At 43.5% G+C, this 12,115-nt stretch carries 15 protein-coding genes; 8 read left to right on the plus strand and 7 right to left on the minus strand.

All coding sequences use genetic code 11. The features are described from left to right. Positions 1 to 259: 259 nt before the first annotated feature. The gene (locus KOL94_RS20680) at positions 260 to 1,384 is read right to left on the minus strand and encodes an amidohydrolase (protein ID WP_221568553.1); all 1,125 of its coding nucleotides are present in this window, start codon (positions 1,382 to 1,384) and stop codon (positions 260 to 262) included. 598 nt (positions 1,385 to 1,982) lie between these two features. Beyond that, positions 1,983 to 2,885 (minus strand): TIGR01777 family oxidoreductase, encoded by a 903-nt coding sequence (locus KOL94_RS20685; RefSeq protein WP_221568554.1) that lies wholly within the window; start codon positions 2,883 to 2,885, stop codon positions 1,983 to 1,985. A gap of 109 nt (positions 2,886 to 2,994) precedes the next feature. On the opposite strand from KOL94_RS20685, the gene recX reads away from it, so the two are divergent. Then, on the plus strand, positions 2,995 to 3,810 hold the full coding sequence (recX, locus tag KOL94_RS20690) for a recombination regulator RecX (RefSeq protein WP_221568555.1): 816 nt from the start codon (positions 2,995 to 2,997) through the stop codon (positions 3,808 to 3,810). Here recX and KOL94_RS20695 read toward each other — a convergent pair. After that, on the minus strand, positions 3,797 to 4,471 hold the full coding sequence (locus KOL94_RS20695; RefSeq protein WP_221568556.1) for an SDR family NAD(P)-dependent oxidoreductase: 675 nt from the start codon (positions 4,469 to 4,471) through the stop codon (positions 3,797 to 3,799). The two genes, recX and KOL94_RS20695, sit on opposite strands and share 14 nt — an antisense overlap. A 95-nt stretch (positions 4,472 to 4,566) precedes the next feature. Between KOL94_RS20695 and KOL94_RS20700 the strand changes: the two genes are divergently transcribed. Beyond that, positions 4,567 to 4,878 carry a YfhH family protein gene (locus KOL94_RS20700; protein WP_221568557.1) on the plus strand — a complete coding sequence of 104 codons (312 nt, stop codon included), beginning with the start codon at positions 4,567 to 4,569 and terminating at the stop codon, positions 4,876 to 4,878. 290 nt (positions 4,879 to 5,168) lie between these two features. Here KOL94_RS20700 and KOL94_RS20705 read toward each other — a convergent pair whose 3' ends face one another. Next, positions 5,169 to 5,327 carry a YpzG family protein gene (locus KOL94_RS20705; protein WP_221568558.1) on the minus strand — a complete coding sequence of 53 codons (159 nt, stop codon included), beginning with the start codon at positions 5,325 to 5,327 and terminating at the stop codon, positions 5,169 to 5,171. A gap of 33 nt (positions 5,328 to 5,360) precedes the next feature. Continuing rightward, complete coding sequence (gene sspK / locus KOL94_RS20710) at positions 5,361 to 5,504, minus strand: small, acid-soluble spore protein K (RefSeq protein ID WP_221568559.1); 144 nt, start codon at positions 5,502 to 5,504, stop codon at positions 5,361 to 5,363. Between the two features lie 55 nt (positions 5,505 to 5,559). Between sspK and KOL94_RS20715 the strand changes: the two genes are divergently transcribed. Then, on the plus strand, positions 5,560 to 5,862 hold the full coding sequence (locus KOL94_RS20715) for a YfhJ family protein (protein WP_483298094.1): 303 nt from the start codon (positions 5,560 to 5,562) through the stop codon (positions 5,860 to 5,862). Positions 5,863 to 5,987: 125 nt separating this feature from the next. On the opposite strand, the gene KOL94_RS20720 is transcribed toward KOL94_RS20715, so the two are convergent. Further along, positions 5,988 to 6,971 carry a metal-dependent hydrolase gene (locus KOL94_RS20720; RefSeq protein WP_221568560.1) on the minus strand — a complete coding sequence of 328 codons (984 nt, stop codon included), beginning with the start codon at positions 6,969 to 6,971 and terminating at the stop codon, positions 5,988 to 5,990. 199 nt (positions 6,972 to 7,170) lie between these two features. On the opposite strand from KOL94_RS20720, the gene mutY reads away from it, so the two are divergent. Together mutY and KOL94_RS20730 are read left to right on the plus strand one after the other, a co-directional pair. Further along, positions 7,171 to 8,268 carry an A/G-specific adenine glycosylase gene (mutY, locus tag KOL94_RS20725; RefSeq protein ID WP_260412568.1) on the plus strand — a complete coding sequence of 366 codons (1,098 nt, stop codon included), beginning with the start codon at positions 7,171 to 7,173 and terminating at the stop codon, positions 8,266 to 8,268. 3 nt (positions 8,269 to 8,271) lie between these two features. Continuing rightward, complete coding sequence (locus tag KOL94_RS20730) at positions 8,272 to 9,030, plus strand: SDR family NAD(P)-dependent oxidoreductase (RefSeq protein ID WP_221568561.1); 759 nt, start codon at positions 8,272 to 8,274, stop codon at positions 9,028 to 9,030. Positions 9,031 to 9,201: 171 nt separating this feature from the next. Here KOL94_RS20730 and KOL94_RS20735 read toward each other — a convergent pair whose 3' ends face one another. After that, positions 9,202 to 9,426 carry a hypothetical protein gene (locus tag KOL94_RS20735; protein ID WP_221568562.1) on the minus strand — a complete coding sequence of 75 codons (225 nt, stop codon included), beginning with the start codon at positions 9,424 to 9,426 and terminating at the stop codon, positions 9,202 to 9,204. Positions 9,427 to 9,589: 163 nt separating this feature from the next. On the opposite strand from KOL94_RS20735, the gene KOL94_RS20740 reads away from it, so the two are divergent. From KOL94_RS20740 to ntdP, 3 genes are all read left to right on the plus strand, one after another. After that, entirely contained in the window at positions 9,590 to 9,931 is a 342-nt protein-coding gene (locus tag KOL94_RS20740) for a gamma-type small acid-soluble spore protein (protein WP_221568563.1), read from the plus strand. 238 nt (positions 9,932 to 10,169) lie between these two features. Continuing rightward, positions 10,170 to 10,844, plus strand: coding sequence for an SOS response-associated peptidase (locus KOL94_RS20745; RefSeq protein ID WP_221568564.1), 675 nt, complete (start codon positions 10,170 to 10,172; stop codon positions 10,842 to 10,844). 668 nt (positions 10,845 to 11,512) lie between these two features. Beyond that, positions 11,513 to 12,040, plus strand: a complete 528-nt coding sequence (gene ntdP, locus KOL94_RS20750) for a nucleoside tri-diphosphate phosphatase (protein WP_221568565.1) — start codon at positions 11,513 to 11,515, stop codon at positions 12,038 to 12,040. Positions 12,041 to 12,115 lie beyond the last annotated feature (75 nt).

Here is a 12,115-nt window from a genome sequence, read left to right on the forward strand (position 1 = left end):
TTTTGTTTTTTGGTTCCAAAATTTTATAAATGCGAGTACGGCTCAGCCCACGCGCGTCATGGCTTCACCACCTCTTTATAAACATATCATAATCGATTTATCTCAAAAATGGAACCAAAATTTTTAGTTAAAATTAGTCTTTTTTTCGAGGGTACTTGTCCTTTCATTTTATGCCTTCAAGCAGAAAAAAGTTCGCTGAAAAACCAATTTTGGACAGATGCTCAGGACCTGATACAAAAGGGTTTTAGCCTTCAATTCTTCAATTGAATTTCTTATAGACAATTTCGCCTGAAATCATTGTAAGATTCGGTAAGGCGGAAAAGTGGAAAGGGTGGTCGTTCCATAAAGTGATGTCAGCGTCTTTTCCGATTTCCAAACTTCCGACTTTATCATCGATTCCGAGATTTTTTGCTGGATTGATCGTGATCCCCGCAAGGGCATTTTCCACAGTAAGTCCTTCACGGACCGCGATCGCGGCACAGACATTCAAATATTGGATCGGAGTATACGGGTGATCTGTCGTAATCGAAACAGACACACCGTGATCGTTCAAAATTCGATATGTCTGCCATGTCTTGTTTTTTAACTCGATTTTCGATTTCCTCGTCAACGTCGGCCCTACACATACCTGCAAATCACAGCCGGCTAGTTCTGAGGCGATGAGGTGGCCTTCTGTACAATGTTCAATACGCAGATCCAGATTGAATTCCTCTGCAAATCGAATTGCTGACAAGATGTCGTCTGCACGGTGAGCGTGGATCCGGACCGGCATTTCTCGATTCAAAACAGAAATGATCGGAGCTGTCCTAAGGCATTCAGGATTATCCGTATTGAGCGCTTTATAAAATTCCTCCCGCAGCATGCCCATAATCCCCATACGCGTGATGGAATCATTGTGCCGACCGCTGTGGATCCGTTTCGGGTTTTCTCCGAGTGCGATTTTTAGACCGGCTTTTTCTTTGACGATCATCTTCTGGATGTTTTGGCCGTACGTTTTGATGACAGCAGTTTGACCGCCAATGATGTTCTGGCTTCCGGGCATCACATGGGCCGTAGTGATCCCGAATTTGATGGCATCGTTAAAGGCGATGTCCAGCGGATGTACGCCATCGATCGCCCTGATATGAGGTGTCAAGGGTTCGTGTGTTTCATTCGCGTCGTTTCCGGCCCAACCTGTGCCTTCATCATAAAGACCCAAATGGGTATGTACATCAATGAAACCAGGCAGCAAATGCATCCCAGAAGCATCAATCACTTTCGTGTGACGATCGCTGTTGATATTTGCTGCTATATTTTTGATTTTCCCGCCTTCAATCAAAAGATCACCCTGAAACGGGGCTGATGTGACAGGATATAAGATTGCATGCTTGAATAACGTTTTCATATTATACCTCTTCCTATCCGTAAACATGTGGCTGCTAGGCGTTCACTGATACCGGAAAATAGACTGTTAATGCAGTATATTCACATAAGGCTTAACCCGCGCCATAGCAAGGCCCAGGTTTCACCATCCTTTAAAATGGCTCTTTCCGTGGGCAAACGAAAAGCGGAAGCGACCCGATTAGTTACGTAGGTCACTGGAGAACTGAAGAGGAGGCTGATGCCGCCGCAGGAAGTTTGAAGTGATCCAAGTGACTGGTCGCAGAGCTAGACATCACTTCATTGCATTTACCTACTTCCGCAACCCTCCTCACTTGCACAGGATCTCAACACAAAAATGAAATCGTGTCTGCGATAAGAATTCTTAGAAGCTTTCCTTATGCTGACTTCGACGTTCACCACAGGACGTGGTGGTATTTAGTCAAAGATCATTATTATAGTCGAAGATCCTTTTTAAAAAGTTTGGGGTCATGCTTGACTCGTCTATTCACGCTGGAGTCTCGTATATTTCACCCACTTACCGGTCCCATAAATTTTTAAATAGCAACAGAAAACAGCCTTAAAAATCAAATATAGCGTTGACATATATTAAAAGGAAGATGTTATCGTTCATAAATTGCGGTCAAAGCAGATGAAAGGGTAGGGTAAGTGAATCTAAAGTTATGATCGAGAGCTTTCTGTGGATAAACCTTTTGTCCATCAAGGATCAGGGTACTCATCTCTCCTAATGCGGTTCTTAATACAAAACCAGGCAACGGAAGCCAATGTGGCCGGTTCAAACTACGTCCTAGAAGTCTGCCGAAGTCATTCATCTGGACTGGGTGGGGAGATGTTGCATTCAATGGGCCATCAATTGAACGGTTTTGGATGGCAAAATCAATCAGGCCTGCCACATCACGAATATGAATCCATGAATACCATTGGTCGCCGGAACCGATTGGACCTCCGCCATATAACTTATAGGGAAGAGCCATTCGTGGCAATGCACCTTCGGCTCTATCGAGAATGAGACCGAACCGAGTATAAACGACACGTACACCATAATCTTTGGCTTTCAAAGCTTCGTTTTCCCATTGATTCGTCACTTCAGCAAGGAAGTCGTCTCCAGCTTCTTCTTTCCACTCATCGAATTTTTCCGTTTGGGAGGTTCCGTAATACCCGACTGCAGAGGCGTTGATCAGTACTTCAGGTTTCGTTCCTTGCCGTTCGATCAGGTCCATTATTGCACGGGTGGAATCAATACGGCTCGACAGGATCTTTTCCTTCTTTTCCTCGGTCCATCTCCCGTTGATCGATTCACCAGCAAGATTTACGATGGCATCTAGTTCAGGAAGTTCATCCAGTTGATGATCATCATTCAGCCATTTTATATAGGTTACTCTTTCTTTTTCCGGTTTTCCGTCAGGATCCCTCGTCAAGATATAGACGTCTTTTCCTTTTTCCGTAAAGTGATCGGTCAAAGCTTGGCCAACAAAGCCAGAACCACCTGAGATGGCGATTTTCATCTCTATTCCTCCTCAACCTGAATACTTATCTATTCTCTATATTTTGTGTTTTCCCTTTTTGAGGTGAGATAATCAACGGATATGCTAAAATGTGAATGAGGTGATCCATATGAAAATAGCGAAGATCACAGTCCAGAAGAAAAACAAAAGTCGATTCAATGTATATATAGATCGTGGAAACGGGGAAGAATTCGGTTTCGGGATTGATGAGGAAGTGTACATAAAGTCAGGAATCAGAAAAGGAATGGAACTGACTGACGAACAAGCTGAAGAGCTACTCGTACAGGATCAATTCAGCAAAGGCTTGAACAGTGCGATGCATTTCCTCTCCTTTCGAATGCGATCGATTCAGGAAGTTGATCAATTTTTATTGAAAAAAGAGTTCGAACCCTCCACTAGAAAGGCCGTCATCCAGAGATTGCAAGAGATGGGGTATCTGAATGACCGGGATTTTGCGAAGATGTTTATCCGCAGTAAAATAACGACCACGAAAAAAGGTCCAAAAGCACTGAAACAGGAGCTTCAGCAAAAGGGTGTGTCGGAAAAAATCATCGAGGAAGCATTGACGGTTTTCCCACAGGAGGAGCAGATAGAGGAAGCAACGAACTTAGTACAGAAAAAAGCGAAGCAATACAAAAAGCTGAGTGAAAATGCGCTTAAACAGAAGCTTACTCAAATTTTACAGCAGAAGGGTTATCCGTGGAGTGTGACTGAGCAAGCGATAGAAAAAGCCTCTCTTGAAAAAGATGAAGATGAGGAAAGGGAGACATTGGACCTACAGGCACAAAAGGCCCACCGGAAATATGCAAAATTCACTGGCTGGGAATACAAGCAAAAAATGAAACAATTCCTTTACAGAAAAGGTTTCCCGATCGAGTTGATTGAGGAATGGCTAAGCGAAAACCAGGACCTTAACGATCAATGAAAATCTCTGCCTGTCCAGTGTTCTGGTCGATGATAAGCTTTGCGACTTCATCCGGGCTTTTAAGCCGGGATCGGTCCGTGATATGGTCGGTTTCATCCCAAAATGGCGTGTCCATCCCGCCCATATAGACTGCGGTCGCCTTGATGTTCGTCCCTTCAAGCTCTTTGATCAGACTTTCGGTAAAACCTCTGACAGCGAATTTACTTGCCACATAAACGGATTCATTTTTCTTACCGCGTAATCCAGCTGTCGAAATGATATTCATGATTTGTCCTTCGCCTTGTTCGATGAATCTGGGCATTACGGATCTCGTCAAGTTGATCGTACCTTTGACGTTCGTTGCCAGCACTTGATCGATCTCTTCATTCGTGTATGAATTGAGAGGACCGAAGCAGCCTGTCCCGGCGTTGTTGATGAGGATATCGATTGCCGTTGATTTTAAAAGTGACTGGATGGTGCTCTGGACTTCCCGGTGATCGGTGATGTCACAGACAATGCTCGTTGCATTTCCGCCAGCATTTTTTATCTGTTTTTCAACCTGTTCAAGTGTCTCTAATCGGCGGCCGACTAAATAGACATGATTGCCTTCAGCACTATATTGAAGGGCAAGGCTTTCGCCAAGTCCTGTTCCGGCTCCGGTAATCAATATGTTGTTTTTCATGATGGAACACTCCTTGAAATCGGATTCTCCATTATGCTAGCATAACTTTTCTTTATGGCAAAATTACTTTAGGATGAATTCAGGAGGGAAGTTGAATGAGTAGATTATACAGTGATATGAGTGAGTTTGAAATACATGAAGAAATCAGAGGCTTGACGGAGAAAGCACGGAAAGCGGAACAGCACGGCATTGTGAATGAGGTCGCAGTGTATGAACGGAAGATCGCGATGGCGAAGAGTTACCTGCTTGACCCATCTGATTATAAAAAAGGTGAGGTGTACGAGCTTGGAAATGATCCTGGCAGTACATTTGAAATTTCCTATATGAATGGTGTTTTTGCCTGGGGATACCGTAATGATAATAAGGATCTCGAAGCATTTCCAATCTCCATGCTCCGAAGAAAATAGAAATAAATTTCACTCGCTTTCCTCGGGCGATCCGAAAGCCTCCTCACTTCCACAGGATGTGGTGGCTTCGACGTAAATAACAGGACGTGGTGGTTCTTAGTCGAAGATCCTTAATTCGTGGCGGGGTCTCGCTTGGTGCGCTTTCCCGCAGGAGTCTCATGAAATTCGTTTAAACATTCATTAGAAACCAGAGCTAAAAAATAAATAAGGATGACTCATGGGTGATGGTTTCCTGTTGTTCAGGCAACCTTCTGTTCACGATGAGTCAGAGCCTTAAAATAAGCACTTATCTAGGAACGCTTACGTGTTTCAACTTTCAATACATGGTTATGCAAGCTTCGTTCAGTTTCACCGTTAACTTGATGAAACGAATGCTTAGGGTTAGCTCGAGGTGATTGAAAAGGATCTTCATAGGCAGGGTGCAGCCTGTCGCGGTTGTCTTTTGCCATGAGTTGACACCTCCTCACATGGTAGCTCTAGCTTTAGGAACGGTTGGATCGGCTCATCCGTTCTTGCGGTTGAGTCTGGGTCTTACCGTCAGTTCGTTTAGATGCATATTCTCCTTTAGCGCGGGCTTCGCCGTCAGGAGACATGGTATGAGGAAAGTTTTTTGCTTTATTGCGCATCGGTAACACTCCTTTCTAAACGATATTTTTAGTATTGGATGAACGGTCTGCCAATATGTCGGGGAATTATTTACATGGGAAACGAGGTGATGACATGGAAGAAACCTTTCATGATCTAGCTGAAGAATTAAGGAGAAAGAATCCACATTTGACGTATGAAGAAGCGCGAAGCTGGGTGGAAGCGTTATGGGAAGATTTCGAAGCGACACGTGCACGTGCGGGGCGCAGCTACAAAGGTCAAGAAGTGACTGAACGGATCGTTCGAGAGTGGATCATGCGTTTCGGTGAAAAACTCCACGAGTATTTCAGCGCGAATCCAAAATTCCAGCACCTATTGAAAAAAGGACCGAAGCAATGAGCAAGGTTTGATGCAGGGAGATTTCGGTGCAAGTATGAGAATTATCGGATTTCAAGAAAAAGGACAGAGAACACGAAAGGCTGATCCAGACGAGAGAAACGTCCGGACCAGCCTTTTCATCATCCTTAATTCGTCGTGGCGACATCCAATTTGCGCCGTAAAGTTTTTTCACTGTAAACCCAGCCTGTAAAAGAACTGGAGATGTTAAGTTCTTCATCCAATTTCACGACAGCGACGAACGGATAGTGCCCTTTGGAACGATATCTTAAATCGATGAACCGCACTTCATATCCAGCCTCCTCTTCTTCAACTTCCCAACGATAAACAGGAGAGAAGGACAAGAAGGCAGCAAGGTTCGAGTCTTTGACGGCTTCGTCTAAGATCGGATTTTTCGGAACTGGCTTTCGGTCATATACATCGTGGATTGTCAGCTGGTCATTTTTCACTTCAATGACATGGAATTGACCAGGGCTCATAACAGCCACATGCTTTTGTCCCCATCGCATAGTCGGGCACACGATCACTTTCGTTGCATCCGGCACTTCTTCTTTGACCATCTTTATCGTCTGTCTTTTTGCCAGGTACCGCCAAATATAATATCCGACCAGAACGATATAAATCGTCAAAAATGTGTAGCCTGGGTGGAATCCCTGGTACCAAAGGATAAAACCAAGAATATGCGAAGCAAATATGAACGGGTCAAATATATTGATCATCCCATGAGCAATCCACTTTTTTGAGAAGGGATGAAGTGCCTGAGTGCCGTATGCATTAAAAATGTCGACGAACACGTGCAGGAATACGGATAAGAACGTCCATAACCAGACGTGCAGCATGTTCGCTCCTGGGAAAAACAATTCCAGACATCCTACAATCAAGAGCGGCCAGAGCACTACCGCCGGGACCGAGTGCGTAATACCACGGTGGTTCCTCAAATAGATCGCATTATTTTTCAGTTTTAATACGGTATCAAAATCGGGAGCATTGGAGCCAATGATTGTCCCGATTAAAACGGCCTGAATTGTTAGAGGATCCTGTGCGATGACCGGATCCAGGGTGGCGAGTCCACCTATTCCGATACCCATTACGATATGTGTACCTGTATCCATTCTATTGATGAAGCCTCCTCAGGAAAAACGATTTCACATTCCTATTCGGTTTTATTCTTAGTGTATCCAAAAATTCAAGTTCGATTGGTTCAGGGTTTGTTAATCATTTTATCATTCCCAGTATTTTATAGTATAGTTTAGGACGAGACAGCGTTATTGCCTCATATTCTCAATATACTATCGCGATGGAGGATTAAAGTTGCCTATAATTTTGAAAGACGAACTTGATTTGACAATAGATGTAGAAGCTTTTCAATCCAATTTGCTCTCCTGGTATGAAACTGAATGCAGAGACTTACCATGGAGAAGAGAACGGGATCCTTATAAAATCTGGGTTTCTGAAATCATGCTTCAGCAAACCCGAGTCGATACGGTGATCCCTTATTTTGAACGTTTCATGGAATTGTTTCCAACTGTCACAGCACTTGCGAATGCAGATGAAGAAAAAGTGCTGAAGGCTTGGGAAGGTCTAGGGTACTATTCCCGAGCCAGAAATCTTCAAGCTGCCGTCCGTGAAGTCGAAGAAAAGTATCAGGGCATTGTGCCAGATCGCCCGAAAGACATCCAGTCATTAAAAGGTGTTGGCCCTTATACAGCAGGAGCGATCGCAAGCATTGCATTTGGTCAACCTGAACCTGCTGTCGACGGCAATGTCATGCGGGTCCTTTCAAGAATTTTATTGATCGATGAGGACATTGCAAAGCCTCAGACTCGGAAAATCTTTGAAGAAGCTGTACGGGTCCTCATTTCTGAAGAAAATCCATCCCATTTCAATCAAGGTCTGATGGAATTAGGTGCAACCATCTGTACCCCTAAAAATCCAACATGCCTGTTATGTCCTGTCCAATCGCATTGTAAAGCGTTTGATGAAGGATTGCAGGACGAACTGCCTGTCAAAAAGAAAAAACTCAAAAACAAAACCTTACCGATCGCTGTCGCACTGCTTGAAAATGCGCAAGGTGAAACGATCATTGAAAAAAGATCCGCTACCGGTTTGCTTGCGAATTTTTGGCAGTTTCCTAATCATGAAACAGTAAGCGGAAATGAACTTCCACAAAAAGATCAGCTCAAAGTCCACTTAGAAGAAAAATACCCTATTCAAGCCAATTTAAACGACAAATTGCTCAGCTTCCGGCATATCTTTTCCCATCTGACGTGGAATATCACGGTTTATTCTGGAACGTTTACGGCAAACGAACCTATAGAAGAAACTAAGCTCGTATCAAAAAAACAACTGGAGTCGTATCCTTTACCTGTCCCACATCAAAAAATTGCAGCATTATGGAAAGGAGAATGAAGTTTGGACATGCACCTTATAAACAAAACAGCGCTCGTTACAGGAGGCTCGAAAGGCATTGGAAAAGCGATTGCTGAAGGCTTACTAGCAGAAGGCGTACATGTTGGAATTTGTGCAAGAGGTGAAGAAGAACTTGAAAAAATGAAGCAGAAACACGATGGGAATTCGATTTACCAGGGAGACCTAACCGATGAAAAGGTCCGTGAAAAAATCTTCGATCAATTCATTGATGAGCATGGCAGCATCGATATTATAGTGAATAATGCAGGCGGCAGTAACGGCGGCACCATTGAAGAAACAAGCGTGGAACAGTTTCGAGAGGCGATGGAGTTGAACTTCCATTCAGCAGTCCATTTCAGCAAACTTGCGGTGCAGAAGATGAAGGAACAGAAGCAAGGTTCGATCATTAATATTTCAAGCATTTATGGGCGTGAATCCGGCGGAAAACCGACCTATAACAGTTCGAAAGCGGCAATGATCAGTTTCACCAAAGCATTGGCTGATGAAGCGATCAGCCATGGAATCAGGGTCAATGGCGTTGCACCTGGAGCAATTCTGCATCCGACTGGCAATTGGCAAAAAAGACTGGATGAGAATCCTGAGAAGATCATGCAATTTGTAAAAGATGAAATTCCTGGCGGTCGCTTTGGGAAGGCAGAGGAAATCGCAGATGTCGTTACATTTTTAGCATCAGATCGCGCAAGCTGGGTCGTAGGAGCGACTCTGAACGTCGATGGCGGCCAATCCTACTCGAACAGCTGAGGGGACGCTGATCGCGTCGTGCTCGAATTTTATCAAATGCGATCGTTTGGATAAACACCCATTTTTTGCCGTATAAACGGTGTTTTTGGCCGTACCTTCTTGCCCGATTTCGGCCGTATGCAAGCAAACAGCTGGAGCCTAAAGCCGGTTCCAGCTGTTTTTACCAATCGTTTATTCATAATTCGGACGTGTTCCGTGACTCCAATCCGCTTCATCCCGGTGCAAGCCGCCCCGTTTTTCGATTTCTTCAATGATATCCTGATGAATAGCTGTTCCTTCACTATTCAAATAAGGAGTCATTTGCTGTAATGAATGATGGAAGAAAGCCAATTCTTTGTCAGTCCAATCTTCCGTCGGGAGCGTTGATAATTCCGTCATGTCTCTTCCTACATACATGGTGTTACCTCCTTGTTCGTGGCTTTAGTTTACTTTTACCCTGTACATATTGAATTTAATCTATCCTTCAAATTAGAGAATATGTATGGTAAATGGTACATCTCGATTTGTCGGATAACACACCTTCCTGATGGTTAAATTAACTCATGTGGAGGTGAGACTCATGGCAAAACAACAAAAGCCAGGACAACAAACACAAGCTGGAACAAACATTCAGCATGTGAAACAACAAAACGCTCAACAGCAAGCTGGTCAACAACAAGCTGGTCAATACTCTGCTGAATTCGGCAGTGAAATGACTAACGCTCAAGAAGTACGTCGTCAAAACCAGCAAGCTCAACAAAAAGCTCAACAACAAGCTGGGCAACAACAAGCTGGTCAACAACAAGCTGGTCAATACTCTGCTGAATTCGGTAGTGAAATGACTAACGCTCAAGAAGTGCGTCGTCAAAACCAGCAAGCTCAACAAAAAGCTCAACAGCAGCAACAACAGCGTAACAAATAGTTACCTTCCACAAAGGCATCCTCGGCAATAGCCGGGGGTGCTTTTCGTTTTTCCGCGAATTCCCTCCTTTCCTGGCAAATCTTCAACATGAGCTAGATGTCCTTTATTTACTTCAAGTATTGAAAAAAAACATTAATTTCACAAAGCAAAAGACTTGTCAAAACCTGATATTTCTATAACATGGTTAAATAACGACCAAGTCAGGCTAAACTGTTAATGTGGAAAGGTGGAACTATAAATGTGTGGACGCTTTACGTTGACAGCTGAAATTGATCTTCTGATGGATTGGTTTGAAATTGACGAAATCGCCTCAGAGCTGGATTTGCCTGCACGATATAATATCGCACCATCGCAAGAGATCCTGGCCATTGTTTCAAATGGTGATAAGCGGAGGGCGGGGTTTTTAAAATGGGGATTGGTTCCTTTCTGGGCGAAAGACCCCTCAATCGGGCACAAATTGATCAATGCTAGAGCTGAGACAGTACCAGAAAAACCAAGTTTCAAGCATGCCTTCAAAAAAAGGAGATGCCTGATTCCGGCGGATGGATTTTTCGAATGGAAAAAAGAAGGAAAACAAAAACAACCGAAATACATAAAATTGAAGAATGAAACTCCTTTCGCCTTTGCAGGATTATGGGAAAAGTGGAAGGATGATAAGGGGACACCTGTTCATACGTGTACGATCCTGACGACAGAGCCCAATGAACTGATGGCGGATATTCATAATCGGATGCCTGTCATCTTACCGGAAGAGGACTATTCGAGATGGCTCCAATGGGACGGAGAGACTGATGCGTTGGTTGATATGATGAAACCGTTCGATGCTACAAAAATGATGGCTTATGATGTACCGACGATTGTGAATTCACCGCGTAACGACGTCCCTGATTGTATTGAGAAGGTATCACCTTAAGAAAGCACATTCATTTTCATTTGTGTGATTAAAGGATATAATAGGAAGAGAAAAATTTAACGTTCCTTATTAAAATACTTTGTTATACTTTTTGCGAAGTTAACTCCCTTTCCGCGGGCGAACGAAAAGCGGTAGCGACCCGATTAGTCACGTAGGTCACTGGAAAACGGACGAGGAGGCTGTCGCCGCTGCAGGAAGTTTGAAGGGATCCAAGTGACTGGTCGCTAAGCTAGACATCACTTCCTTGTATTTACACACTTCCGCAAGCCTCCTCATTAACTTGCACAGAATCTCAACGCAAAAATGAAATCATTTTTTTGTCTGCGATGAGAATTCTTAGAAGCTTTGCTTGTGCTGGCTTCGACGTTCACCACAAGACCACAGCCTTATTTTCATTCTTTGTAGTTTTACGCCGATTAACCGCAGGCGCAGGACGTCCATGTACAGGATGTACTGACTTCGAGTTTCACCACAGGACGCGGTGGATTTAATCGAAGGTCCTTATTATAGTCGAAGAAATCCATAATCACTGTGGGCTATCGGTTGGGTCGCTTTTCCGGCAGGAGTGTCGCGAATTTCGCTTCAATCTAACTCATCAAAAAATCAACATTGTTATTTTAAAAAGCCTTATAAAAAAAGAGTTACAAAATGCAAGGAAGGAGTTTCGTATGTCTTTTCCGACCACTGGAAGTTCGATTCAAATTCAAAGTTACAAACATAATGGGCAGCTGCACCGTGTATGGGAAGAAACGATTGTACTAAAAGGAACTTCCTCAGTAGTAATCGGCGGAAATGACCGTATCATAGTCACTGAGTCTGACGGAAGACAATGGCGGACGAGAGAGCCAGCGATTTGTTATTTCAACGCAGACCAATGGTTCAATGTCATCGGGATGCTGCGTGAGCACGGAATCCATTACTACTGTAATTTGGGAACTCCTTTTACGTATGATGAAGAAGCCTTGAAGTATATTGATTATGATTTGGATGTAAAAGTATTTCCAGATATGACATATACAATACTTGATGAGGATGAGTTTGCTCTTCATCGTAAGGAAATGGATTATCCAAAAGAAATCAATGACATTTTAAAACGGAACATGGATGAATTATGTTCAATGATCAATCAACGTAAAGGTCCTTTTGAGCCTGACTTTGTTGAAAGTTGGTATGAACGATTCTTAGAATACCGTTAAAGGAAGGGGGCTGACGCATCCATTCAGGTCAGCTCCTTTCTTCACTTTTTATGGACGAAGCTAGTACTGCTGAAG

Source organism: Alkalihalobacillus sp. TS-13, from assembly GCF_019720915.1.
GTDB lineage: Bacteria > Bacillota > Bacilli > Bacillales > Fictibacillaceae > Pseudalkalibacillus.